This window comes from Pseudomonas sp. F3-2 (assembly GCF_038804275.1).
Lineage (GTDB): Bacteria > Pseudomonadota > Gammaproteobacteria > Pseudomonadales > Pseudomonadaceae > Aquipseudomonas.
This window is the reverse complement of record NZ_CP152388.1, coordinates 2,778,024-2,803,335: the sequence shown is the minus strand read 5'-3', so window position 1 is coordinate 2,803,335 and position 25,312 is coordinate 2,778,024. Positions and strand designations below refer to the sequence as shown.

At 62.0% G+C, this 25,312-nt stretch carries 15 protein-coding genes; 4 read left to right on the top strand and 11 right to left on the bottom strand.

The genetic code is table 11. The features are described 5' to 3' along the window. Positions 1 to 73 precede the first annotated feature (73 nt). Positions 74 to 1,300: an acyl-CoA dehydrogenase family protein gene (locus AAGQ88_RS12870; protein WP_342655584.1), complete on the top strand. Its 1,227-nt coding sequence runs from the start codon at positions 74 to 76 to the stop codon at positions 1,298 to 1,300. 173 nt (positions 1,301 to 1,473) lie between these two features. On the opposite strand, the gene glgB is transcribed toward AAGQ88_RS12870, so the two are convergent. Genes glgB through AAGQ88_RS12855 form a run of 3 tightly spaced genes read right to left on the bottom strand, consistent with a single transcriptional unit; the run spans position 1,474 to position 9,084 of the window. Further along, the gene (glgB, locus tag AAGQ88_RS12865) at positions 1,474 to 3,708 is read right to left on the bottom strand and encodes a 1,4-alpha-glucan branching protein GlgB (RefSeq protein ID WP_342655583.1); all 2,235 of its coding nucleotides are present in this window, start codon (positions 3,706 to 3,708) and stop codon (positions 1,474 to 1,476) included. 2 nt (positions 3,709 to 3,710) lie between these two features. After that, complete coding sequence (gene treS, locus AAGQ88_RS12860; RefSeq protein WP_342655582.1) at positions 3,711 to 7,031, bottom strand: maltose alpha-D-glucosyltransferase; 3,321 nt, start codon at positions 7,029 to 7,031, stop codon at positions 3,711 to 3,713. Between the two features lie 16 nt (positions 7,032 to 7,047). Next, on the bottom strand, positions 7,048 to 9,084 hold the full coding sequence (locus AAGQ88_RS12855; protein WP_342655581.1) for an alpha-1,4-glucan--maltose-1-phosphate maltosyltransferase: 2,037 nt from the start codon (positions 9,082 to 9,084) through the stop codon (positions 7,048 to 7,050). A gap of 320 nt (positions 9,085 to 9,404) precedes the next feature. Between AAGQ88_RS12855 and AAGQ88_RS12850 the strand changes: the two genes are divergently transcribed. Beyond that, positions 9,405 to 9,581: a hypothetical protein gene (locus tag AAGQ88_RS12850; protein WP_285423882.1), complete on the top strand. Its 177-nt coding sequence runs from the start codon at positions 9,405 to 9,407 to the stop codon at positions 9,579 to 9,581. Positions 9,582 to 9,632: 51 nt separating this feature from the next. On the opposite strand, the gene AAGQ88_RS12845 is transcribed toward AAGQ88_RS12850, so the two are convergent. Next, a complete protein-coding gene (locus AAGQ88_RS12845) occupies positions 9,633 to 10,178 on the bottom strand; it encodes an MgtC/SapB family protein (RefSeq protein WP_285423883.1) in 546 nt (181 codons plus the stop codon). A 155-nt stretch (positions 10,179 to 10,333) separates the two neighbouring features. Here AAGQ88_RS12845 and AAGQ88_RS12840 point away from each other — a divergent pair, with 155 nt between their 5' ends. Both AAGQ88_RS12840 and mapR read left to right on the top strand, forming a co-directional pair. Then, complete coding sequence (locus tag AAGQ88_RS12840; protein ID WP_285423884.1) at positions 10,334 to 10,582, top strand: DUF3203 family protein; 249 nt, start codon at positions 10,334 to 10,336, stop codon at positions 10,580 to 10,582. A 262-nt stretch (positions 10,583 to 10,844) separates the two neighbouring features. Continuing rightward, a complete protein-coding gene (gene mapR / locus AAGQ88_RS12835) occupies positions 10,845 to 12,296 on the top strand; it encodes a GntR family transcriptional regulator MpaR (protein ID WP_342655580.1) in 1,452 nt (483 codons plus the stop codon). A gap of 118 nt (positions 12,297 to 12,414) precedes the next feature. Here mapR and AAGQ88_RS12830 read toward each other — a convergent pair whose 3' ends face one another. The 7 genes from AAGQ88_RS12830 to tpx form a co-directional block, all read right to left on the bottom strand. Beyond that, positions 12,415 to 13,161, bottom strand: a complete 747-nt coding sequence (locus AAGQ88_RS12830; protein ID WP_342655579.1) for an SDR family oxidoreductase — start codon at positions 13,159 to 13,161, stop codon at positions 12,415 to 12,417. A gap of 75 nt (positions 13,162 to 13,236) precedes the next feature. Continuing rightward, the gene (locus tag AAGQ88_RS12825) at positions 13,237 to 15,327 is read right to left on the bottom strand and encodes an EAL domain-containing protein (RefSeq protein WP_342655578.1); all 2,091 of its coding nucleotides are present in this window, start codon (positions 15,325 to 15,327) and stop codon (positions 13,237 to 13,239) included. Positions 15,328 to 15,423: 96 nt separating this feature from the next. Further along, a complete protein-coding gene (locus tag AAGQ88_RS12820) occupies positions 15,424 to 16,941 on the bottom strand; it encodes an efflux transporter outer membrane subunit (protein WP_342655577.1) in 1,518 nt (505 codons plus the stop codon). Next, on the bottom strand, positions 16,938 to 20,045 hold the full coding sequence (locus AAGQ88_RS12815) for an efflux RND transporter permease subunit (RefSeq protein WP_342655576.1): 3,108 nt from the start codon (positions 20,043 to 20,045) through the stop codon (positions 16,938 to 16,940). The genes AAGQ88_RS12820 and AAGQ88_RS12815 overlap by 4 nt, the downstream gene beginning before the upstream one ends. A gap of 94 nt (positions 20,046 to 20,139) precedes the next feature. Then, positions 20,140 to 23,235 (bottom strand): MdtB/MuxB family multidrug efflux RND transporter permease subunit, encoded by a 3,096-nt coding sequence (locus AAGQ88_RS12810; protein ID WP_342655575.1) that lies wholly within the window; start codon positions 23,233 to 23,235, stop codon positions 20,140 to 20,142. Further along, on the bottom strand, positions 23,232 to 24,563 hold the full coding sequence (locus tag AAGQ88_RS12805) for an MdtA/MuxA family multidrug efflux RND transporter periplasmic adaptor subunit (protein ID WP_342655574.1): 1,332 nt from the start codon (positions 24,561 to 24,563) through the stop codon (positions 23,232 to 23,234). Before AAGQ88_RS12805 ends, AAGQ88_RS12810 begins: the two co-directional genes overlap by 4 nt. Positions 24,564 to 24,774: 211 nt before the next feature. Further along, a complete protein-coding gene (gene tpx / locus AAGQ88_RS12800) occupies positions 24,775 to 25,275 on the bottom strand; it encodes a thiol peroxidase (protein ID WP_342655573.1) in 501 nt (166 codons plus the stop codon). Positions 25,276 to 25,312: the final 37 nt, after the last annotated feature.

Sequence of the window (25,312 nt, the reverse complement as noted above, 5' to 3'; positions counted from 1 at the left end):
TCGCCCCGATGAAGGCGATCGGCCTTGAACTCGGCGTTCGCCTGACCTTTTTCGACTGCAAAGAGAATCCCGCATGACCCACCAAATCAACGCCGCATGGGGCGCCGGCCCTTCCGCCGACTACGAACAACTGGCCGAGCGCTTTCGCCCTCTGTTCGCCACGCTGCGCGAAGGCGCCGTCGCCCGCGAGCTGGAGCGGCGTCTGCCGTTTGAAGAAATCCAGTTGCTCAAGGCATCCGGTTTCACGGCTTTGCGGGTGCCCAAGGCCTTTGGCGGTTCGGGCGTCAGCATTCCGGAGCTGACCAACCTGCTGATTGAACTGGGCGAGGCGGACTCCAACCTGGTGCAGGCTTTACGTGGCCACCTGGGCTTTACCGAAAGCGTGCTCAACAGCCCGAACGAGGCCCGGCGTAACCTCTGGCTGGAACGTATCGGACGCGGCGAAACCGTGGGCCCGGCGACGGGCGAAGTCGGCCAGACGCCGCAATCGCAGCTCAGTTCCCGGCTGTACCTGGACGGCGAGCAATGGCGCATCGACGGCGAGAAGTTCTACACCACCGGCAGCCTCTACAGCGACTGGATCGACGTGGCGGTCAGCGACCATGACGGCAAGCGGGTGTTCGTGACCGTACGCCGCGATGCACAGGGCGTCGAAGTCGTCGACGACTGGAACGGCTTCGGTCAGACCCTGACCGCCAGCGGCACGGCGTATTTCCGTCAGGTGGCTGTCGATCCTCGCAACATCGTCAGCAACGAGGAGCGTTTCCAGTATTCGCCGGCGTTTTTCCAGATCATTCATCTGGCCAACCTGGCCGGCATCGGCCGGGCCCTCAGCGGCGAAGTGGCCAATGCGGTGGCAAAGCGCACCCGCAGTTTCAGCAACGGCAACGCGTCCAGGGTGGCGCAGGATCCGCAAGTCCTGCAGGTGGTGGGCAGCCTCAGAGCGGCGGCCTACAGCGCAGGCGCCATCGTGTTGAAGAATGCCGAGGCGATCCAGCGCGCCTATGAAGCGGGCGCCCATGGCGACGCGGAAAAGCTGAAACAGGCCGTGGACATCGCCGAACTGGAAATCGCCCAGTCGCAAACCATCGTCAGCGACCTGATCATCGACGCCAGCTCGCGGATGTTCGACGCCGTAAGCGCCTCCGCGACCTTGCGACCGAACGGTCTGGACCGCTTCTGGCGCAACGCCCGCACCCTGGCATCGCACAACCCGCGCATCTACAAGGACCGCATCGTCGGCGACTTCGCCGTCAACGGCACCCCGCCACCGGCACAGTGGAAAATTGGCATTGCGTAAACAGTCGTGCGGCGCGGCCTGGTCTGGTTGCGGCCGACCTGGACTCTGTAGGAGCGCGCTTGCCCGCGAAGAGTGACTTCCAATCACCCCCACTGCAGCGGCTGCACACCCTTGCACAAACAAACGCGCTTTAGAAAGGATGCCGCCACAGACTGGCTGTGGCGGCTGCCGAATCACTGGTCGGCTATGGGCTTGAACACCACAACCCCCAGCGGAGGGAGCCTGAGCGGCAGCGAACAGGGCTGGCCATGACTTTTGACATCCTGCGCCGTCACTGCGCCGCCGTTACCGAAGTTCGACCCCGCGTAAACGTCGGCATCGGAGTTGAGCACTTCAGCCCACTTGCCGCTGAACGGCACACCCACGCGATAATCTTCACGCGGCACGGGCGTCAGGTTGGCCACCACCAGCAGCGGCTCGCCCTCCCTGCTCCAGCGCAGATACGCGTAAACGCTGTTGCCGGCATCGTCGCCAATGACCCATTGGAATCCTTGGGGCTGGCAGTCCTGCTCGTGCAGCGCCTTTTCCGATTTGTACAGGCGGTTCAGATCCCCCACCAGCGTATGCACGCCCTTGTGGTCGGCATACTGGAGGAAGTGCCAGTCGAGCTCGGTGTCGTGATTCCATTCACGCCACTGCCCGAACTCACAGCCCATGAACAGCAACTTCTTGCCCGGATGGGTCCACATGAACGACAGATAGGCGCGCAGGTTGGCGAATTTCTGCCAGCGGTCGCCCGGCATCTTGTCGATCAGCGAGTGTTTGCCATGCACGACCTCGTCGTGAGAGATCGGCAGAATGAAGCGCTCCGACCAGGCATACACCAACCCGAAACTCAGCCGATCGTGGTGATGCTGGCGATGAATCGGGTCTTGTTCGATGTACTTGAGCGTGTCATGCATCCAGCCCATGTTCCACTTGTAGGCAAAGCCCAGGCCGCCCTGCTGGGTCGGCTGGCTGACACCCGGCCAGGCGGTCGACTCTTCAGCGATAACCAGCGCCCCTGGTGCTTCCAGCGCAACGACATCGTTCAAGTGACGCAGGAAATCGATGGCCTCCAGATTCTCCCGGCCGCCATAACGGTTGGGCACCCATTCACCGGCTTTGCGCGAGTAGTCGCGATACAACATGGAGGCCACCGCGTCGACGCGCAGACCGTCCACGTGAAAATTCTTCAGCCAGTGCAAGCCTGAGGCAATCATGAAGCCATGCACTTCGGTACGACCGAGGTTGTAAATCAGCGTGTCCCAATCCTGATGAAAGCCTTCCTGGGGGTTGCCGTATTCGTACAACGCCGTGCCGTCGAACTGCGCCAGGCCGTGGGTATCGGTCGGGAAATGCGCGGGCACCCAGTCGAGAATCACGCCAATGTCGTTCTGGTGACAGGCGTTGACGAACGCCGCGAAATCTTCAGGCGTGCCGTAGCGCGCACTCGGTGCGAACTGCGAAAGCAACTGATAACCCCACGAACCGCCGAACGGGTGCTCCATGATCGGCATCAGCTCGATGTGGGTGAAACCCAGATCCTTGATGTACGGAATCAGGTGCTCGGCCAGTTCGTGCCAGTTGAACGGCCGATCCGGCTCGTCTTCGCCACCGTGGTGCCACTTCCACGAACCCGCGTGCAGCTCGTAGATCGACAGCGGCTTGTGAATGTCCTGCCTGTCACCGCGCGACTGCATCCAGTCGTTGTCCTGCCAGTCAAAACTCAGCGGCGCCGCCACTTTCGAGGCAGTGTCCGGCGGCAGCGTGGTGGCCAGGGCCATCGGGTCAGCCTTGAGCGGCAGAACGCCGTGCTGACCGAGGATTTCATATTTGTACGACTCACCCGGCTTAATGCGCGGGATGAAGATCTCCCAGACGCCGGTGGGATGTCGCAAACGCATCGGATGGCGGCGGCCGTCCCAGCTGTTGAAGTCGCCTACCACCGACACGCGGCGCGCGTTCGGCGCCCAGACGGAGAACCGCACGCCGTCGACGCCGTCGACGTTCTTCACCTGCGCGCCCAGCGCGCTGCTCAGGTCGCGGTGATTGCCCTCGGCGAACAGGTACAAATCCATTTCGCCCAGCAATTGGCCGAAGCTGTAGGGATCTTCGGTGATCTGCTCGCCGGTGGCCCAAGTGATCTTCAGCAAATACGGCTCGCGAACGTCAAAATGCCCGGCAAAGAAGCCCGGCTTGTCGCTCATGCTCAGCTCGCCCAGATCACGCTCGCCATCGCGAGACAGCACCCGCACACCCAGCGCGTTAGGCAGGTAGGCACGGATGACCTGGCCCTCCTTGCCGTCGCTGTGAGGGCCGAGCATGGAGAACGGGTCACGGTGTTCGGCGCGGATCAACGCGTCCATATCGGCGGCGTTGGGCAACAACTCATGGTTGCCTTTGCCGAATTGGTCAGACGCACTCATTTTCATTCTCCATCAGACAGGTCCAGCAGCCCGCGCAAACCTTGAAGCGGAACCGACAACCAGGTCGGCCGATTCTCGGCCTCGTAGGCCACTTCATAAGCGGCTTTTTCCAGGGTGAACAACGCCAGTGCGGCGGCTTCTCCCTTGGCATCTTTCCAGGCATGGGCGACCTCGCCCGTGGCTTTGGCGTAGCCCTCGAGGAATGCTTCCCGTGCCTGACTCAAATACGTTTCGGCAACATGTTTGCGCGCCGCTTGCGCCTGAGGCGACGTGTCGGCGCTCTGCGCATTGCGTACAGCCATCGCGGCAGCGTAGTCGAAGGATCGCAACACGCCGCTGACATCTTTGAACGGGCTGTATTTGGCCCGTCTTTCCTGCAGCGGCCGAGCCGGTTCACCCTCGAAATCGATCAGATAGGCATCGCCCTTGACCACCAGCATCTGCCCCAGATGCAAATCACCGTGCACCCGCATCCGCAACCCGCCCACCGACTGCCTGGCCAGGGTTTGTACCTGGGCCAGCAGCGCTTTGCGTTTACTCAGCAGTTCACTGACCAGTTGCTGATCCTGCGGTTCCAGAGAATCTCGATGTTGTTCGAGCAAACCCAGCGCGCGCTCGATCTGCGCCGAGACGCTTTTGGCTGACGCCTGACTGTCCTTGACGCTGGTGACCTCGGTCTTGAAGTCCGGATTTTCGGTGGGCGCGCTCAATACCACGTGCATTTCGCCCAGCCGCTGGCCCAGCAGACCCGCGAAATCCTTGAGCTCCAGCAGCGCGTTGGCGTGTTGTTCGAGATTGGAATGACCGTGAGCCATCTCATCGCGCACTGCGCGCTCGAGATTGTTCTGCGTCCACTCCCAGGCATCGCCCTGATTGCTCAGGTAACCCTGCGCGATCATCAACAGATTGCTTTCGCCCTGCTGATCCACCCGCACCACCGCGCCAAGCAATGGCGAAATGTGCGAGTAACCGGCCTCGGTCAGATAGGCGCCCATTTCGAGTTCGGGGTGAGTGCCGGCGGCAACACGACGGATCATTTTCAGGACCAGCGCCTTGCCCACGACCACCGAGCTGTTGGATTGCTCGGCAGACAGATAGCGGACTTCGGACTCTTCGTTCAGGCCCAGAGGCGCGAGTTTCGAGCTTTGCTGGAACCTGAGTTCGCCATCACTGGTGGGCAGCACGGTCTCTTCATGCATGCCCTTGATGATGGCGCGAATGAACGGCTCCAGCGTGAAGGCATCGGTGATCAAGCCGACCTGACGCCCGCGCCGCACACGAGCCAGCGCCAGTTGCTGCGGCAGCGCGCTGCTGATGTCGTCTTCGGGCAACAGGCCGAACGGCAGCTGATAGCGAACCACTTCGTCCCCCGACGTGACTTCGATCTCGCTCAGCAAGACCGGGCGTACCGTGGTGCCGAAGCGCACCGCGTAGGCGATGTTGACCTTGTCGATGGCCGTGCCTTTGCCCGCGAACCAGCGTCGCTTGGGCAGGTAGACCGACAATGACGTCTGCTCCATGGTCTGGCGCAGCGGTTGATCGAGGAGTTCCTCCAGGCGCTGTTTGAGCACCAGTGTCGGGAAGTCCGGCATGCTTTGAGCGGGTTCGACGTGCCAGCTGGGCATTTGATTCTCCGCGGCCAGCAAGAACCAGTAGAAGCCATACGGCGGCAACGTCAGCAGGTAATTGAGCTGGCCAATGGGTGGAAAGGCGCTGCCGCCAAGCATCTCCACCGGCACGGTGCCGGCGTACTGCGACAGTTCGAGTTCGGCCGCCTGGGACGCCGAGGAGACGTTGGCGACACACAGGATCATTTCACTCTTGCCGTCGGGCCCGGTGTATTCGCGGGTGTAGGCAAGGATGCGACGGTTGCTCGGCGAGAGCATTTTCAGCGTGCCACGGCCAAACGCCTTCTGCTGCTTGCGCACGGCGAGCATGCGTCGGGTCCAGTTGAGCAGCGAATGCGGGTCGTGGTCCTGCGCCTCGACGTTGACCGACTGGTAGCCGTAGAGCGGGTCCATGATCGGCGGCAGGACCAGACTGGCCGGGTTGGCCCGGGAAAACCCGCCGTTGCGGTCGATGGACCACTGCATCGGGGTGCGCACGCCGTCGCGGTCGCCGAGATAAATGTTGTCACCCATGCCGATTTCGTCGCCGTAATACAGGGTCGGCGTGCCTGGCATGGACAACAACATGCTGTTGAGCAGTTCGACTCGGCGTCGGTCACGCTCGAGCAACGGCGCCAGGCGACGACGGATGCCCAGGTTGATCCGCGCGCGGCGATCAGAGGCGTAGTAATTCCACAGATAGTCACGCTCACGATCGGTGACCATTTCCAGGGTCAGCTCATCGTGGTTGCGCAGGAAAATTGCCCATTGGCAGTTCTCCGGAATTTCCGGGGTCTGACGCAGAATGTCGGTGATCGGAAAGCGGTCTTCCTGCGCCACCGCCATGTACATACGCGGCATCAGCGGGAAGTGAAAGGCCATGTGGCACTCGTCGCCGTCCTTGCCCTTGCGATCGCCGAAGTACAGCTGCGTGTCTTCAGGCCACTGATTGGCTTCGGCCAGCAGCATGCGGTCCGGGTAATTGGCGTCGATTTCGGCCCGAATCTGCTTGAGGACGTTGTGCGTCTCCTGCAGGTTCTCGTTATTGGTGCCGTCGCGCTCGATCAGGTAAGGAATCGCGTCCAGACGCAGGCCGTCGATGCCCATGTCCAGCCAATAGCGCATGACTTCCAGCACCGCTTTCATGACTTGCGGATTATCGAAATTCAGGTCCGGCTGGTGCGAGTAAAACCGGTGCCAGAAGTACTGGCCCGCCACGGGGTCCCAGGTCCAGTTGGATTTCTCGGTGTCGAGAAAAATGATCCGCGTGCCGTCGTATTTCTGGTCATCGTCGGACCAGACATAGAAGTCCCGGGCCTTAGAGCCTTTTTTCGCATGGCGCGCCCGCTGAAACCAGGGATGCTGGTCGGAGGTGTGGTTGATGACCAGTTCGGTGATCACCCGCAGTCCGCGCTTGTGCGCCTCGGCGATGAATTTCTTGGCATCGGACATGGTGCCGTAATCGCTGTGCACGCCCCGATAATCGGAGATGTCGTAACCATCGTCGCGGCGAGGCGAAGGATAGAACGGCAACAGCCAGATGGTGTTCACGCCAAGCTCGGCAATGTAATCGAGCTTGGCGATCAGGCCAGGGAAATCGCCGATTCCGTCATTGTTGGAATCGAAATACGACTTCACGTGGACCTGGTAAATCACCGCATCCTTGTACCAGAGCGGGTCTTCGATAAAGGCAGCGTTGCGAGGCTTCTTCGCCATGACCACATCCTTTGAATTATTGGTTTGTGGTTTTGATGCGCCAGATTCCGAACGGCTGATATGACGGATCGATGCGCATCCACTGCGTCTTGCCGTACCAGGTCCAGGTGTGCCCTGTCATGAGGTCCTCGCCCAGGGTCGCGGCATCGTCCGGCAGGCCCAGCTCCCAGAGCGGCAGCTCGAAGTGAGCTTCCTGAGGGTTGACCGGATCCAGACTGACCGCGATCAGAATGAAGTTGCTGCCGTCATGGCTGCGTTTGCCGAAGTACAGAATGTTGTCGTTCCAGGCGTTGTAAATGCGCAGGCCAAGGTGCGTCTGCAGCGCCGGATTCTGGCGACGGATGCGATTGAGCTGGGCGATCTCGGCAATGATGTTGCCGGGCTGGGTGAAGTCCCGCGGACGAATCTCGTACTTCTCCGAATCCAGGTATTCCTCTTTGCCCGGCACTGGCGCCGACTCGCACAACTCAAAACCCGAATACATGCCCCACAGGCCTGAGCCCATGGTCGCCAGCGCCGCGCGGATGAGAAACCCCGGACGCCCTGAATCGTGCAGGAAGTGCGGGTTGATGTCCGGCGTGTTGACGAAGAAGTTGGGCCGGTAGCACTCGCGCCACGGCGACTCGTTGAGCTGAGTGAAATACTCGGCCAGCTCGGCCTTGGTGTTGCGCCACGTGAAGTAGGTGTAGCTCTGCGAATAACCGACCTTGCCCAGCCGCGCCATCATCGCAGGCTTGGTGAACGCCTCGGCGAGGAACATCACGTCCGGGTGCTGAGCACGGATATCGGCGATCATCCATTGCCAGAACGGCAGCGGTTTGGTGTGCGGGTTGTCGACGCGAAAAATCTTCACGCCCTCCTCGACCCAGCCCAGCACCACGTCGCGCAACTCCAGCCACAGACTCGGGATCGCGTCCGGGGCGTAGAAATCGACGTTGACGATGTCCTGATATTTCTTTGGCGGGTTTTCGGCGTAACGAATCGTGCCATCCGGGCGCCACGAGAACCAGCCCGGGTGCTCCTTGAGCCACAAGTGATCCTGGGAACACTGGATGGCGAAATCGAGCGCGATCTCGAGCCCGTGTTCTGTAGCGGCCGCGACCAGATTGCGGAAGTCCTCCCGCGTGCCCAGTTGCGGGTGAATCGCTTCGTGGCCGCCGTCAGCGCTGCCGATGGCGTACGGGCTGCCGGGATCGTCCGGGCCTGCCTGCAGCGAGTTGTTCGGACCTTTGCGATGGGCACGACCGATCGGGTGAATCGGCGGGAAATACAGCACGTCGAAACCCATGTCGCGAATCATCGGCAGCCGGCTGTGCACGTCATTGAAGGTGCCGTGGCGATGCTTGTCGTCAGTGATCGAACGCGGGAACAGTTCGTACCAGCTGGCGAACTGGGCAAGCTCGCGCTCGACTTCCAGCGGGAATTCAATGCTGCGGCTCAGAAACGCGTGGTTGTCGGCCTTGGCCATGATCGCCGCGGTTTCGCTGTTGAGCAGCAGCGCCACCTGCGCCTCGTGCTCGGTGTTCTCACCCAGACGCTGCAGCAGGCTGTCGAGCTGGCCGCGCAATTCGTGCTGGCTGCGTTCGGCCGCGTGGACCAGGTGCAGACGCCCCTCTTCCAGTTCAAGGCCGATGGGCACGCCGGCTGAATACTTCTTCTCGAGTTCGTAGCGATAACTGGCGAACTGGTCGATCCAGGCCTCTAGGCGGAACACATATCGGCTCACGGACGTCGGGGTGAATTCGCCGATCCAGCTGTCATTACCCAGATCGCGCATGGGCGCCTGGTGCCACTCTTGCTCGTCGGCTGCGCGGTACCGAATGCGCACGGCCATCTTGTCGTGGCCGTCGGCGAATACCTTGCTGGTGACCACCACCGGCTGGCCGACAATGGCCTTGGCCGCAAGCTGCCCGGCATCGATCACCGGCTGCGTGTCTTCAATCACGATACGCGGCAGCTGCAAGGCCTGAGTCAGGGGTAAAGGCTGGGTTGGGTGCGGTACATCGGTGGCCAGGGAATCCGGACCGTATGGCTGATCTGCAGTCACATTCATCGAGCATCACTCCTCACGCCCCAGGGACGCTCCTTGTAAGAGTCCGTTCCAGCAACGTCTTATCCATAGAAACAATAGGGGGAGCCACCGGATTCACTGCATCCCGACGTGGCCGCATAGGTTCCGAACGCCAGCCTTGGGGAAAAGTTCAAAGAGCTTGTGCTGCAAAAAAATCGACGCAATGCCAGCTTAGTCAGCCGTTTGATCCGCGCTTGAGAATTGTGCTGAATCATTCAAAGCGGCGACGGGTCGAAGCCTGCGAGCGCTTTGAAAAACCGGCAATGACGCCTCTCGACACTGCGCTCAAGGAAGGTGAAGCCATGAACATTCCCATTCCCGCAGAAACACCCGATCCAAACATCGACGACCCGGAATTGCCGGTGCCCAAACCCGAGGAGCCGCCACCGCCGAACATGCCGCCGGTGATCGAGCAGCCCAAAGGCGATCCTCCTTCCCAGGAGCCACCTGCGGTTCTGGACGACAACTTTCCGGAATGATCCTCGCCTGGGCACGCTGACGCGTGCTCAGCCCCGCAAGGTCGGACACGTTCAGGGTTGCTGGGAATCGCCGCCGGTCTTGCGGTCCGGGCGCTTTTCCCGGTTCTCTGGCGGATCGAAGCGATCAACGATGTACGGCATCAGACTGAGAATCCCCAACGCCAGAATCGTGCTCAGCACAGCGGTCATTTCCCTGCCCATGCCTGCGGCGATGCCAATGGCGGCGGTCATCCACAGACCGGCCGCGGTGGTCAGCCCTTTGACCTGATGCGTATTGAGGTTCTCGCCCTTGAGAATGGTGCCGGCGCCAAGAAAACCGATTCCGGCGACGATGCCCTGCACCACGCGACTTAATGCGGCGTCGTCAGCCCCCGCCAGTCGCGGCACCAGGACAAACAGCGCGGCCCCCATGCTCACCAGCATGTGCGTGCGAACCCCCGCTGCCTTGCCCTTATGCTCGCGCTCAAATCCCAGCACCGCCCCCAGCAGCGCGGCAATGACCAAGCGTACGGTCACCCGGGTCAGCTGAGCGGCGTCCGTGATGTCGGAAAATTCGGCTTGCAGCGTGTCCACGACTTCTTGCCACCAGGCATTCATAGGCATTCCTTTTTCCCGTTGCGGGCGATCAGAGCTATGGACCGCGGCGCCTCGGACGAAATTCCGCGCCAAGGCATGATGCCCACGGTCGGATGGCGGAAACGATGCTCTGGAGGTGCAGTCGTACCTTCATCAACCCGTGCAGGAGAACGATCATGCCACTGGAATTCGATGGCACCCACGAGCATTGCTCAGCCCTCATCGACGGCGTCGAATACCGCAGCGCGGTGGTCGATGTGGTCATCACCACTAATGACGCGACGCACATGTCAGAAGCCGAAATCGGCGGCAGGAAAGTCCCGATCACCGAGGCTGAAGCCGACGCGCTGACGGTGTACAAGGCCCGCGACCTGCGCCATCACACGGTCGGCGTCGAGCCGGGTGAAGATTCGCCGGTCATCTGATCGGGACTGACGAAATCGGGCGCACCATGCGCCTGGTGAGGGAAACCGCCCTGCGAGGGACATGTCGTGGGATCACGGCGCGTTTCCGTAGGCAGAGCCGCTCATGGAGTGGCCCATGGATTCGCTCGGAGCGTCGAAGCCAGTTCATCTGATCTGCTGTTTATCGAAAAAACTGCACCTGTACTGAAACCTCTTTCCCGCGCATAGTGCCGGTCGTTCCCCAACGCCTCCCTGCCCTGCACCGGACATTCGCGAGCCCTCCATGAAGCGTTATGAAAAGTTTGCCGACGACATCGCCGAGCTGATCCGCTCCGGTGTGCTGGCCGCCGGTCAACGCGTGCCCTCGGTGCGCTACGCCAGCCAGACCCACGGCATCAGCCCGTCGACGGTCTTTCAGGCCTATTACCTGCTGGAACGACGCGGCCTGATTCGCGCACGCCCGCGGTCGGGTTACTTCGTCAACGACAGCTTCAGCCGCGAGGGCCTTGCCACCCAGGGTTTCGACCCGGAGAGCCCGGCGCATGCCTCGCAGGAGGCTCATGTCAGCGAATCCACCGAGGTCGATGTCAGTGAACTGGTGTTTTCGGTGCTGGAATCGATCAAGGATCCCAACACCGTGCCCTTCGGTTCGGCATTCCCCAGCGCCGGGCTGTTCCCGCTGCAACGGCTGGCCCGCTCGCTGGCCAGCGCGACCCGAGACATGGACCCGCGCATGGTGGTCAGTGACCTGTCGCCGGGCAATCCTGTGTTGCGGCGGCAGATTGCCCTGCGCTACATGGTGGCCGGGCAGATGCTGCCGATGGAAGAATTGCTGATCACCAATGGTGCGCTCGAAGCGTTGAACCTGTGCCTGCAAGCGGTCACCGAACCGGGCGATCTGGTGGCCATCGAGGCGCCTGCGTTCTATGCCTGCCTGCAAGTGCTGGAACGGCTGAAGCTCAAGGCCGTGGAAATCCCGGTGCATCCACAGACCGGCATTGATCTGGGCATCCTGGCGCAGACGCTGGAGCGCTATCCGGTCAAGGCCTGCTGGAGCATGACCAGCTTCCAGAACCCCACGGGCGCGACGGTTTCCGAATCCCGCAAACGCGAACTGGTGGAACTGCTGCGCAAGCATGACGTGCCGCTGATCGAAGACGACGTGTACGCCGAACTCTATTACGGCCAGCACGCGCCCAAACCGGCGAAAGCGTTCGACACCGAGGGCCTGGTGCTGCATTGCGGCTCGTTCGCCAAGAGCCTGGCCCCAGGCTATCGCGTCGGCTGGGTCGCGGCAGGACGTTACGTGCAGAAAGTCGAGCGCCTGAAACTGATGACCTCGCTGTGTGCCTCGATGCCCGCTCAGGCGGCCATTGCCGATTACTTGCAACATGGCGGATACGACCGTCATTTGCGCAAGCTGCGTAACAGTCTGGAAGATCAGTTGCGCGCCATGCTGGGTGCGGTGGCGAGATATTTCCCCGCGCAGACACGCGTGAGCCAACCGTCGGGAGGCTATTTCCTTTGGCTGGAACTGCCTGAGCAGGTGGATTCCCTGAAGGTCTTCCAGATAGCTCTGGCGCAGGGCATCAGCGTCGCGCCGGGGCCGATCTTCTCGCCTACGCGCCGGTTCAAGAACTGCATCCGCCTGAACTACGGCACGCCTTGGAGCGACACCAGCGAACGTGCGATGGAGACCCTGGGCAAGATCATCCGGTCAATGATGGTAGGTTAAACGAGAGGTCTGCGTGACTTCGATTCCATGACATCAAACTCATGACATCGAACTCAAGACATCAAAACTGCGGAAGCGGATCTGTGCGCTCCCGCAGGTGTGTTTCGTCGACGCGGACCTAACGACCGCCGCCGAGATCGATGAACGTTCCGGTAGAGTACGACGCCTTGTCCGACAGCAGCCAAAGGACCGCTTCGGCCACCTCATCGGCCAGCCCGCCCCGGCCCATGGGAATGGTCGGCTCCAGCTTGCTTACCCGCTGCGGATCCCCGCTCAGCGCGTGAAATTCAGTGAAGATGTACCCGGGCCGCACCGCATTGACCCGAACGCCCTCGCCCGCCACTTCTTTGGCCAGCCCGACCGTGAAGGTGTCCAGCGCGCCTTTGGAGGCGGCGTAGTCCACGTACTCGCCGGGCGAGCCCAGACGCGCCGCCACCGATGACACGTTGACGATGCTGCCGCCGTGTCCGCCATGGCGCGGCAGCATGCGCAACAGTGCGTGTTTGCTGCACAGCATCGGCCCGACCACGTTGCTCATCATGATCTTGAGCAGGCGAAACTCCGACATCGCGTCGACGCGCGAGGTCTCGGCCACGGTGCCGGCGTTGTTGACCAGCGCCGTGATCCGCCCGAGTTCGGCATCCACACGCGAGAACAGACGAATGATTTCGTCTTCGTTGCTGACATCGGCCTGAACCGCGATGGCGTGTCCCCCCGCCTCGCGGATCTGCCCGCACACGCGCTCGGCAGCGGTGTGGTCGGACAGATAATTGATGCAAACGCGATATCCCTGTGAAGCCGCCAGAACTGCCGTGGCGGCGCCGATACCTCGGGAGCCGCCAGTGATGAGGAGGTTTTTATCCATGGAGTTTCCGAATCGATCGATGCTCGTGACGTGTTGTGTGTTTTCTATTGTTATGTGTTGGCACAGCGTGAAGCGTCAGTGGGTGTTTTCGGATTCGTGTTGCTGCGCCGCGCTAATATCAGCCATGAACCGGTCCGCTGGCAATGGATGGCCCAGCAGATAACCCTGCAGCGAATCACAACCCAGACGGGTCAGGAAGCTTTGCTGGCTGGCGGTCTCGACGCCCTCCGCGACGATGCGCAGGTTCAGCGCCTGACCCAACGCCACGATGGCGGAAACGATCGCCGCATCATCGCTGTCGTGCTCCAGGTCGCGCACGAAGCCCCGGTCGATTTTCAGTTCGTTGGCCGGCAGGCGTTTCAGGTACATCAGGCTCGAATAACCGGTGCCGAAGTCATCGATGGAAAGGTCCACGCCCATGTCCGACAACTTCTGCAGCACCGTCATACTGGCGTCGGCGTCATTCATGGCCGTGGTTTCGGTGATTTCCAGGGTCAGGCAGTTGGCTGGCAGGCCGTGGGTCGCCAGCGCCCGGGCCACGGTATCCACCAGTCCCGCATGACAGAACTGCAAGGCCGACAGGTTCACGGCGATCCGCCAATGGGTGAATCCGCCGTCATACCAGACGCGCATTTGCCGGCAGGCCTCGTTGAGCACCCATTCACCGATGTTGATGATCAGGCCGGTTTTCTCTGCCAGCCCGATGAATTTGTCCGGCATCAGCAAGCCGTGCTGCGGATGATTCCAGCGCACCAGCGCTTCGGCGCCGACGGGCTCGCGGGTGCCAGCGGAAAACTTGGGCTGATAATGCAGACAGAACTGGCCTTCACGCAGCCCGGCGCGTAAATCCTGCAGCAGTTGCAACTGATTACGCGCGTTGGTGTTCATCGAAGCGTCGAAAAAGCTGTAGCCATTCTTGCCCGCGCTCTTGGCGTGATACATCGCGGCATCGGCGTTCATCAGCAATTCCTGCTGGCTCTGGCCATTGCCGGGGTACAGGCTGATGCCGATGCTGACGGTCACTTGCAGGTCATGGTCCTGCACGCTGAAGGGCCTTGCCACCAGCGAAACCTGCCGCGCCGCCACCGTCGCTACGTCATCGAGTTCTTCCAGTTCCACCAGCAGGACAAACTCGTCGCCGCCGATGCGCGCCAGCGTGTCGTGGCGGTGGAAATTCTCGCGCATGCGCAGCGCCACCTCGCGCAACAATTGGTCGCCCACGTGATGACCGAACGCGTCGTTGACCGGTTTGAAGCCGTCCAGATCCATGAACATGACCGCGAACATGCCGCCGTGGGCGTCGACCTTGCGCATCGCCTGTTCGATGCGGTCGGCCAGCAGGATACGGTTCGGCAGACCGGTCAGCGTGTCGTGCAAGGCCAGTTGCGTGAGCTCGCGGTTGGCCTCGCTCAGCGACTGCGACAGCGCGGCGGTACGGGCTTCCATGCGCGCATCCAGCACCGAGGTGAGTAACGTGATGCTCAACACCGCAAGGCTGGTGACCAGCACCAGCTTGTCCAGACCGTCAGTGCGCAGGCCGGTCAGCGCCGCCCCGCAGACGCTGCCCTCGGGGAACCCGGCGGCGGCCATGCCGGTGTAATGCATGCCGACGATGGCGAAGCCCATGATGATGGCCGCCCCGCCCCGGGCCAGACGCACGTACGGCGTCTGCCGGCGCAGGCGCAAGGCAATGCACAACGCCGCGGCAGAAGCACCGACGGCGATCAGCAGCGACACGCCGAACAGCGTGGGGTCGTAATCGATCCCCGGCTGCATGCGCAATGCCGCCATGCCGGTGTAATGCATGGCGCTGATGCCCAGGCCCATCAGCAGTGCGCCGAAGAGAATATGCAGGACCGGAACGCGCTCGTGACTGACCAGCCACAAGGCAAACCCCGAAGACAGGATACCGATCAGCAGGGACAGGAGTGTCAGGCCGAGATCGAAGCCCAGATCGATCGGCAACTGGAACGCGAGCATGCCGATGAAGTGCATCGACCAGATGCCGATGCCCATGGACAGCGCGCCACCGCCGATCCACATCATCACGGCCTTGCCGGTGGCGGAGCCGATGCGGCCGACCAGATCGAGCGCAGTGTAGGACGCCAGAATCGCCACGAGGACGGAAATCAGGACCAGGGAAAACGTGTATTGGCCGATCAGCATGCTGGCTATTGACTCGACAGATGGGCTTTTCAGCCTGAAAAATTCGGTGGCGATTGTACCGAAATCCGCAAGAATGTCGCGGCCGTCTCGTCAGAATTATGGCAATGCGCCACTTTCCTTGGGCTGACGTCCCGACAACTGCGGATCACGCGTCAAGCCGGTCTCGGCATCCCAGCCACCACCCAGTGCAGCAATCAACTGAACGCTGGCGACCAGACGGCTTTCCAGCAAGGTCAGCACGCTGCGTTCGTTGCTCAACGCCGTGGTTTGAACGTTGACCACATCAAGATAGCCAATCAAACCGGCTTTGTACTGGTTACTGGTCAGACGCAACGAGTCGCGGGCCGAGGCCAGCGCCTCGGCGCGCACGCCGGCCTCCTGTTCATAGACGCGCAGTTGCGCCAGGTAATCCTCGACTTCCTTGAAGCCGTCGAGCACGGTCTGGCGATATTGCGCCACGGTCTGATCGTAGACGGCTTCGGTGCGGTCCACTTCCGCAGCGCGCTGGCCACCGTCGAAGAGGGTCATCGCCAGTTGCGGGCCGACCGACCAGAAACGGTTGGGCAACGAGATCCAGTTGCTGAAGGTGCTGCTGCTGTAGCCGCCGCTCATGCTCAAGGTCAGGTCCGGGTAATACGCAGCCTTGGCCACGCCAATGTTGGCGTTGGCGGCCATGACCGAGCGCTCGGCAGCAGCGATGTCCGGACGACGCTCGAGCAGTTGCGAAGGCAGTTGCACCGGGATCTGCGGGAGCGCGGGCACTGTTTCGCTTGTGGCCAGGCTGAAATCAGCCGGCGCCTGGCCCATCAGCACGGCAATCGCGCTCTCGTACTGGGCACGCTGCCAGGCCAGATCGATCAGGTCCGCCTGGGTGCTCTTGAGCTGGGTTTGCGCCTGAGCGACGGCGTCACGCCCGGAAATACCGGCGCGATACTGGTTTTGCGTCATGGTCAGCGAGCGCTGGTAAGTGTCGACGGTCTTTTCCAGCAAGCGCTTCTGCTCATCGATGACGCGCAGTTGCAGGTAGTTCTGGACGAGCTGCGACTGCAGGCTCAGCTGCATTGACGCAAGGTCGGCAAGGCTGGCCTGGGCGCTGGCTTTATCGGCCTCAAGGCCCCGGCGCAGCTTGCCCCAGATATCGGCTTCCCAGCTCACGCCCAGTTGCGCGTTGTAGGTGTCGCGGATCCCGCTGCTGGAACTGCTCAGGCTCGAACTGCTGCTACCTGTGCCCTGGCTCGAACGGTTCTTGCTGGTGGTCAGGTCCAGCGTCGGGAAGAAAGCGCCCCGGGCGCTGCGCACCAGTGCGGCAGCCTGCCGGTACTGGGCTTCATACTGAGCGACGGTCTGGTTGGAGGTATTGAGCTTTTCCACCAGCGCGTTGAGCTGCGGGTCGCCGTAGATCTCCCACCAGGCGCCACGGGCGATCGCATCGCTGGGGTTGGCCTGCGTCCAGCCTTCGGCCTGCTTGAAGTGCGCCGGCGTGGGCATGTCCGGCCGCTGGTAATCGGGGCCGACCGCGCAGGCGCTCAGCAGCAGCGCGCAGAGGCCGATGCCGAACGTACGGCGAAAAGGCAGCGTGCGCTGTGGTACGGGAGCGTTGATGGGGTCGGTCATAGCGGAGTTTCCAGGGCGGCATCCGTCTGCACACCGCGCCAGGTATTGAAGCGATGGCGCAGACGGTCAAGATAAAGGTAAACCACAGGGGTCGTGTACAGCGTGAGGATCTGGCTCAGCACTAGGCCGCCGATGATCGTCAGGCCCAGCGGACGGCGCATTTCGGCGCCCTCGGCGCTGCTCAGCAGCAACGGCACGGCGCCGAGAATCGCCGCCAGCGTGGTCATCAGGATCGGACGCAGGCGTTGCAGGCAAGCGTTGCGGATCGACTCGACCGGGGTCATGCCGCCGACCCGCTCCAGTTGCAGCGCCAGGTCGATCATCAGGATCGCGTTCTTCTTCACCACGCCGATGAGCAGAAACAACCCCAACAGCGAGATGAGGCTGAACTGCCCTCCGGTGAGGTAAATGCTCAGCAGCGCGCCGACGCCCGCCGACGGCAGCGTGGACAGAATCGTCAGCGGATGAATGTAGCTTTCATAGAGAATGCCCAGCACCAGATAGACCGCAACGAGGGCGCCGAGAATCATCCACGGCTGGCTCTTCTGCGTGGCCGCGAAGGCGTCGGCGGTGCCGGCCATCTTGGCGATCACGTCCTCGGGCAGGCCGACCGCCGCCACCGCGCGTTCGATGGCCACCGTGGCTTGGTCGAGGGTCACGCCGTCGGCCAGGTCGAACGAGATGTTGTCGGAGGCGAACTGGCCATCGTGGGTCACCCGGTCGTCTTCCAGCGTGCGCTCATAGTGAGCGATGGTCGACAGCGGCACCCGCGCGCCATCGGCAGTGATCACCTGCACCTGCTCCAGCGTGACCGGGTCCAGGGCGTACTTGGGATTGACCTCCATCACCACCTGATACTGGTTCAGCGGGTCATAAATGGTCGACACCTGCCGCTGGCTGTACGCATTGTTCAGCACCGTAGTGACCATGTTCATGTCGATGCCCAGACGCTTGGCCGCGTCGCGGTCCACCACCAGTGTCACCTGTTGCGTGCCGCCGCCATCGTTGGCATCGATGGCGGTCAGCTCCTTGAGCGACTTGAGTGCAGCCACCACCTTGGGGTACCACAGGCGCAGGCTTTCCAGATCGCCGCTCTGCAGAATGTACTGGTACTGCGACGTGGTCTGCTCACGACCGCCGCCCAGTTGCAGGTCCTGATCGGGTTGCAGGAACAGACGTCCACCCGGCACCTGAGGCATTTCCTTGCGCAGCCGCTCGACCACTTGCGCCGCGCCGATCTTGCGCTCCTGAATGGGCTTGAGCCGCACGATGATGAAGGCGTTGCCGGTGCCGCCGTTGCCGCCGATGAAACCGGCAACGCTGTCCACCGCCGGGTCCTTGAGCAGCGCGGTGCGGTAGATGTCCATCTTCGGCTGCATCACCGAAAACGACAGGCCGTCATCGCCGCGCACGAAGCCCATCAACTGCCCGGTGTCCTGCTGCGGCAGGAAGGTTTTGGGCACCACGACATACAGCGCGATATTCACGCCGATGGTGATGAGCAGCGTGAGCAGGGTCAGGCGACGATGACGCAGCACCCAGACCAGACTGCGATCATAGCCGGCGATCATGCGGTCGTTGACCCGTGCGCTCCAGCGCTGCAAGCGGTTTTCGTTGCCCGGAACATGAGGCTTCAGCCAGCGCGCGCAGAGCATCGGCGTCAATGTCAGCGAGACCACCAGCGACACGATGATCGACACCGACAAGGTGATCGAGAACTCGCGGAACAGGCTTTCCACCAGCCCGCCCATGAACAGAATCGAAATGAACACCGCCACCAGCGACACGTTCATCGACAACAGGGTAAAGCCGACTTCCTTGGCACCCAGGTAGGCGGCCTGCATCGGCGCGACGCCTTCGTCGATGTGCCGCGAAATGTTCTCGAGCACGACGATGGCGTCGTCCACCACCAGCCCGGTCGCGAGGATCAGCGCCATCAGCGACAGGTTGTTCAGGGAAAAACCGTACAGGTACATGATGGCGAACGTGCCCACCAGCGATACCGGCACAGCGAGGGTGGGAATCAGCGACGCACGGAAATTCCCGAGAAACAGAAACACCACCATGATCACCAGCACCACTGCGATCAACAGGGTCATTTCCGCCTCATGCAAGGTCGCCTTGATCACCGGTGAGCGATCCATCGCCAGGTCGAGCTTGACGCTGGCCGGAAGCACCGCCTGCAGGGCCGGCAGTTGTGCCTTGATCGCCGCTACGGTTTCGATGATGTTGGCGCCGGCCTGGCGGTTGATTACCAGCAACACCGCCGCCTTGTCATTGAAGAAACCACTGTTGTAGCGGTCCTCCACCGAGTCCTTGACCGTGGCGACATCTTTGAGGCGCAGCGCGGCGCCGTTCTGGTAGCGAATGATCAGGGGCTCGTAATCTTTGGCCTTCTCCAGCTGGTCGTTGGCCTGAACCTGCCAGTTGTGCTCGCTGTTTTCCACGGAGCCCTTGGGCCGGCGCACGTTGGAGCCGGAAATCGTCGTGCGCACGTCGTCCAAAGAGACGCCGTATTGGTCGAGCAGCTTGGGCTCCAGTTCGACTCGCACCGCCGGCAGCGAACTGCCGCCGATCTGCACCTCCCCCACGCCGTTCACCTGGGACAGGCTCTGCGACAGAATCGTCGAGGCCATGTCGTACAGCTGACCCTTTTCCAGCACGTCGGAGGTCAGCGACAGCACCATGATCGGCGCCTGCGACGGGTTGACCTTCTTGTAGGTCGGCATGCTGCGCATCCCGCTGGGCAGCAGGCTGCGCGAGGCGTTGATGGCGGCCTGGACTTCACGGGCTGCACCATTGATGTCGCGATCCAGGTCGAACTGCAGAATGATCCGCGTCGAACCCTGGCTTGACCGGCTGCTCATGGTGTTGACGCCGGCAATGGTGCCCAGCGACCGCTCGAGCGGCGTCGCCACGCTGGACGCCATGATTTCCGGGCTGGCGCCGGGCAAGGACGCACTGACCACGATCACCGGGAAGTCCATGTTCGGCAACGGCGAGACGGGCAACAGCCCGAAGCTCATGCCACCCAGCAACATGATCGCCAGGCTCAGGAGCATGGTCGCCACTGGCCGTTTGATGAACGGAGCGGACAGGTTCATGGGCGACAGCTCCAGGCGGCAGCCGACACGTCGCTTGACGACGTTCTGTCAGCAGAGCGCACCAAACCAGAGGCTGGAAGCGTGAGGCTGTTCATCACACCGCCACCTCGGCTTTGCCCGAACGGCGGAACCTGCGTCCCATGCGATCGAAATACAGATAGATGACTGGCGTGGTGAACAGCGTCAGCACCTGGCTGACCAACAGGCCGCCGACCATCACCAGCCCCAGCGGTTGACGCAGTTCGGCCCCGGAGCCGCTGGCGAACATCAGCGGGATCGCGCCGAACAGCGCCGCCAGTGTGGTCATCAGGATGGGCCGGAAACGCAACAGCGCGGCTTCGTAAATGGCGGTCTGTGGATCGATGCCGCGGTTGCGTTCGGCGTCCAGGGCGAAGTCGATCATCATGATCGCGTTCTTCTTGACGATACCGATCAGCAGAATGATGCCGATGATCGCGATCATGCCCAGATCGTTGCCGCTCAGGATCAGCGCCAGCAATGCGCCGATGGCCGCCGACGGCAGCGTCGAGAGAATGGTGATCGGGTGAATGTAGCTCTCGTAGAGCACGCCGAGCACGATGTACATGGTGACCACCGCTGCCAGCACCAGCAGCAGCGTACTGGACAACGACGCCTGGAACGCTTCGGCCGCGCCCTGGAACTGGGTCTGCACGCCAATCGGCATGCCGATGTCCTTCTGCACCTGCTCGATGACCTCGACCGCCTTGCCCAGCGCCACGCCCGGTGCCAGGTTGAAGGACATCATCACCGCCGGAAACTGGCCGATGTGCGCGATCGCCAGCTGCGCCTGACGCTGTTCGACCTTCGCCAGGCTCGACAATTTGACCTGCCCGCCGTCAGTGGTCTTGACGTGGATCTGTTCCAGCGCCTGAGGCCCGAGATCGTTGGCCGACGCGGCCTGAAGCACCACGCGGTACTGGCTGGCTTGGGTGTAGATGGTAGAAATCTGCCGCTGGCCGAATGCGTCGTACAGCGCATCGGTGATCGTGGCCACGGTGACACCAAGACGGCTGGCCGCGTCGCGGTCGATGTTCAGGAACACTTGCAGGCCCTTGTCCTGAAGGTCGCTGGCGACGTCCGTGAGTTCCGGACGCTGAGCCAGTGCATCGACCAGTTTGCCGCTCCACAGACTGAGCAGCTCGGCATCCGGCGATGACATGCTGAACTGATACTGCGTGCGGCTGACACGGTCCTCGATGGTCAGGTCCTGCACCGGTTGCATGAACAGGCGGATGTCCGACAGCTGATCGACTTCCGGTTGCAAGCGCTGGATCACCTCGGTGGCAGTGACATCGCGCTGATTGTGAGGCTTGAGGTTGATCAGCATGCGACCGCTGTTGAGCGTCGCGTTGTCGCCGTCCACACCGATGTAGGACGACAGGCTGGCCACCGCCGGATCCTCGAGAATGATCTTCGCCAGTGCCTGCTGCCGCTCGCTCATCGAGCTGAACGAAACCGATTGCGGGGCCTCGGAAATGCCCTGAATGACGCCGGTGTCCTGCACCGGGAAGAAGCCTTTGGGCACCGCCAGGTACAACAACACCGTGACGCCCAGCGTGGCGATGGCGATCAGCAGGGTCAATGGCTGGTGCTTGAGCACCCACTGCAACTTGCGCCCGTACGCTGCAATCAGCCAGTCGATCCAGACGCCGCTGGCGCGGTAGAAGCGGCCTTGCTGGTGCTCCTCGGGTTCGCGCTTGAGCAAGCGCGCGCACATCATCGGCGTCAGGGTCAGCGACACGACCAGCGAAATCAGGATCGCGACAGCCAACGTGATGGCGAATTCGCGGAACAGACGACCCACCACGTCAGCCATGAACAGCAAGGGAATCAGCACCGCGATCAGTGAGATGGTCAGCGAAATCAGGGTGAACCCGATTTGTCTGGCGCCCTTGAGCGCCGCCTGCAAGGGCGTTTCGCCCTCCTCCAGATGCCGGGAAATGTTCTCCAGCATCACGATGGCATCGTCGACCACGAACCCGGTGGCAATGGTCATCGCCATCAACGTGAGGTTATTGACCGAGAACCCGGCCAGGTACATGACCCCGAAGGTGCCGATCAGCGACAGCGGCACCGCGACCGACGGAATGATCGTGGCGCTGAAACGGCGCAGGAACAGGAACGTCACCAGCACCACCAGCACGATGGAAATCAGCAATTCATGCTGCACATCGCTGACCGATGCGCGGATCGTCTGCGTGCGGTCGGTCAGCACCACCACATCCAGCCCTGCCGGCAGGTTGTCGGTGATGCTCGGCAGCAACGCCTTGATGCGGTCGACCACCTCGATGACGTTGGCACCCGGCTGACGCTGAATATTGAGCAGCACGGCCTGGTTCTCATTGGCCCAGGCGGCAAGGCGTTCGTTCTCGGCGCCATCGACGATCTGCGCGACATCCTTGAGCCGCAGCGGGCCGCCGTTGTTGTACGCCAGAATCAGATTGGCGTACTCCTCGGGCGATTTGAGTTGATCGTTGGCATCGAGCATCGACACCCGGGTCGGGCCGTCGAAGTTACCCTTGGGTGTGTTGACGTTGGAATTGCTGACCAGCGTGCGCACATCCGACAGGTTCAAGCCGTTGGCCGCCAGCGCATCGGGATTGACTTTGATCCGCACTGCCTGACGCTGCCCGCCCGCGATGGTGACCATGCCGACGCCGCTGATCTGCGCGATCTTCTGCGCCATGCGCGTGTCGACCAGGTCATTGAGTTTGGGCAACAACATGGTTTTCGAGGTGATCGCCAGCGTCAGCACCGGCGTATCGGCCGGGTTGACCTTGTTGTACGTCGGCGGCGCGGGCAGATCGGTGGGCAGCAAATTGGTCGCGCCATTGATCGCGGCCTGCACTTCCTGCTCGGCGACATCCATGTTGATGTCCAGGCTGAAACGCAGGGTGATGACCGAGGCACCGCCAGAACTGGTGGACGCCATCTGCGTCAGGCCCGGCATCTGCCCGAACTGCCGCTCCAGCGGCGCGGTCACGGCACTGGTCATCACTTGCGGGCTGGCGCCGGGGTACAGCGTCATCACCCGGATGGTCGGGTAATCCACCTGAGGCAAGGCCGACACCGGCAGCAGGCTGTAGGCGATCAGGCCCGCCAGGACGATGGCGAGCATGCTGAGCGTGGTGGCGACAGGCCGAAGGATGAACAGCCGTGACAGGTTCATACGTTGCCTTTCTGCGCGGTGGCGGCGTCCGCCGACTCACCGGACTCCTTGTCTTTGGCCGGCTGGCCCTGCAGTTTGCCGCCCGGCGTGGTCGGCACATCCTTGCTGTCGTTGACCACTTCAACGGCGCTGCCGTCCTTGAGACGGTCCGTGCCCTCCAGCACGACGCGGTCGCCCGCGGCAAGGCCTTGGGTGATCACCGTCGAGTTTTCGTCACCCGGGCCGGTCTTGAGCGAGCGGATGCGCACTGTCTTGTCGCCGTCCATCACGTAGACGAAGGTGCCATCGACCCCGAACTGCACGGCAGCCGTCGGCACCAGCACCACGCCCTTGAGCGTATTGGCCAGCAGACGCGCGTTGACGAACTGGTTGGGAAACAGGGTTTCGTCGTCGTTATCGAAGCGCGCCTTGAACTTCAGTGTTCCGGTGGTGATGTCGATCTGGTTGTCGATGCTCGCCAGTACCCCGTTGGCCTGCAACTTCACATCGCCACGGTCCCAGGCTTCGACCGGCAGCCTGGCGCCACTGCGGTAGCGGCCAATGACGTCGGCGAGATCCTTTTCCGGCAGCGTGAAGTTGACCGTGATCGGCTTGGTCTGGGTGATCACGGCGAGCGCGGTCGTGTCGTTGGCGGCCACGAGGTTGCCGACGTCCAGCTGGCGCAGGCCGATGCGCCCGGAGATCGGCGCGCGGATCTGCGTGAAATCCAGGTTCAGTCGGGCATCGCCGACCGCTGCCTGATTGGTCTTGATAGTGCCCTGATACTGACCCACCAGCGACTCGGCGGTGTCCAGGGTCTGTTTGGCGATGCTGTCTTCCTTGTACAGGTCCCGATAACGCTGTACGTCGATCTGCGCATTCTTGAGCAGCGCCTGGTTCTGCATCAGCGTGCCCTCGGCCTGTTGCAGGGCGATCTGGTAGCTGCGCGGGTCGATGACTGCCAGCAGGTCGCCAGACTTGACCTGCTGCCCTTCCTGGAAATTGATCTTGACCAGTTCGCCCGCCACCCGGCTGCGCACGTTGATGGTGTTCAACGCCGTAACGGTGCCGAGGGCTTTGTAATAAATCGGGAAATCGCCGGTGGTGGCGGCCGCCACGCGTACCGGCACAGGACCGGTCGAGCCGCCGAAGCCGGGACGCTGAGAAACGACTTTCCCGGCACCGCCGCTGCGGCTGGCGCCTTTGTGGGCCTGTTCGCTTTTTTGCGCTGAAGCGTCCGAAGGCGCAGTGGAACTGGGCCAGAAACGCCAGCAGAGGCCAGCGACAATCAACAGGACCAACAGGCTAATCAGCCAGCGACGGGAATTACGAGAACCAGACGATTGCATGAATAAGTCAACCAGTGTGCGCGTGAGCGTCTTCGGGAGGCTGAACAATAAGCATAGTTACGTGCCAAGCAAAGAGCCTTTACCGGCAATTTACCCAGTGCTTACTTTGGATAAGGTGCTGACGTGCAAATGAAAACGGCCTGAACGAGTCAGGCCGCTTAAATGTTGCCGGGTATTGCCGGGATTTTAACGGCGATACGCAGGCGACAACTTACTTCAATACCGCCAGCGCTGCGTCGTAGTTTGGCTCCTGACCAATCTCCGGCACGAGTTCAGCGTGCAGCACGTTGTCGTTTTCATCCAGCACGACCACCGCGCGGGTTGTCAGGCCGACCATCGGGCCATCTGCAATGGCTACGCCGTAGTTTTCCATGAACTCGGCGCCACGCATGGTCGACAGGTTTTTCACGTTTTCCAGGCCTTCGGCTCCGCAGAAACGCGCCTGGGCGAACGGCAGGTCGGCGGAGATGCACAGCACGACCGCGTTGTTCAGGTCATTGGCCTGGGCATTGAATTTGCGCACGGAGGTGGCGCATGTCGGGGTGTCGACGCTTGGGAAGATGTTCAGCACTTTGCGCTTGCCGGCAAAGGTTTCCAGGGTCACGTCCGCCAGATCGCCGCCGACCAGCTTGAAGGCCGGGGCCTTGCTGCCGACGGTTGGCAGCTCGCCACTGATTTGTACCGGGGAGCCTCTACGAGTCACTTGAGCCATGAGCTGAGTCCTTATTCTGAGGTTGCGGGAAAGCCGG

What these genes read in the sequence shown, in the direction of transcription:
- AAGQ88_RS12870 (WP_342655584.1), top strand. Translation starts at nt 74, where the DNA reads ATGACCCACCAAATCAACGCCGCATGGGGCGCCGGCCCTTCCGCCGAC.
- glgB (WP_342655583.1), bottom strand. Translation starts at nt 3,708, where the DNA reads ATGAGTGCGTCTGACCAATTCGGCAAAGGCAACCATGAGTTGTTGCCC.
- treS (WP_342655582.1), bottom strand. Translation starts at nt 7,031, where the DNA reads ATGGCGAAGAAGCCTCGCAACGCTGCCTTTATCGAAGACCCGCTCTGG.
- AAGQ88_RS12855 (WP_342655581.1), bottom strand. Translation starts at nt 9,084, where the DNA reads ATGAATGTGACTGCAGATCAGCCATACGGTCCGGATTCCCTGGCCACC.
- AAGQ88_RS12850 (WP_285423882.1), top strand. Translation starts at nt 9,405, where the DNA reads ATGAACATTCCCATTCCCGCAGAAACACCCGATCCAAACATCGACGAC.
- AAGQ88_RS12845 (WP_285423883.1), bottom strand. Translation starts at nt 10,178, where the DNA reads ATGAATGCCTGGTGGCAAGAAGTCGTGGACACGCTGCAAGCCGAATTT.
- AAGQ88_RS12840 (WP_285423884.1), top strand. Translation starts at nt 10,334, where the DNA reads ATGCCACTGGAATTCGATGGCACCCACGAGCATTGCTCAGCCCTCATC.
- mapR (WP_342655580.1), top strand. Translation starts at nt 10,845, where the DNA reads ATGAAGCGTTATGAAAAGTTTGCCGACGACATCGCCGAGCTGATCCGC.
- AAGQ88_RS12830 (WP_342655579.1), bottom strand. Translation starts at nt 13,161, where the DNA reads ATGGATAAAAACCTCCTCATCACTGGCGGCTCCCGAGGTATCGGCGCC.
- AAGQ88_RS12825 (WP_342655578.1), bottom strand. Translation starts at nt 15,327, where the DNA reads ATGCTGATCGGCCAATACACGTTTTCCCTGGTCCTGATTTCCGTCCTC.
- AAGQ88_RS12820 (WP_342655577.1), bottom strand. Translation starts at nt 16,941, where the DNA reads ATGACCGACCCCATCAACGCTCCCGTACCACAGCGCACGCTGCCTTTT.
- AAGQ88_RS12815 (WP_342655576.1), bottom strand. Translation starts at nt 20,045, where the DNA reads ATGAACCTGTCCGCTCCGTTCATCAAACGGCCAGTGGCGACCATGCTC.
- AAGQ88_RS12810 (WP_342655575.1), bottom strand. Translation starts at nt 23,235, where the DNA reads ATGAACCTGTCACGGCTGTTCATCCTTCGGCCTGTCGCCACCACGCTC.
- AAGQ88_RS12805 (WP_342655574.1), bottom strand. Translation starts at nt 24,563, where the DNA reads ATGCAATCGTCTGGTTCTCGTAATTCCCGTCGCTGGCTGATTAGCCTG.
- tpx (WP_342655573.1), bottom strand. Translation starts at nt 25,275, where the DNA reads ATGGCTCAAGTGACTCGTAGAGGCTCCCCGGTACAAATCAGTGGCGAG.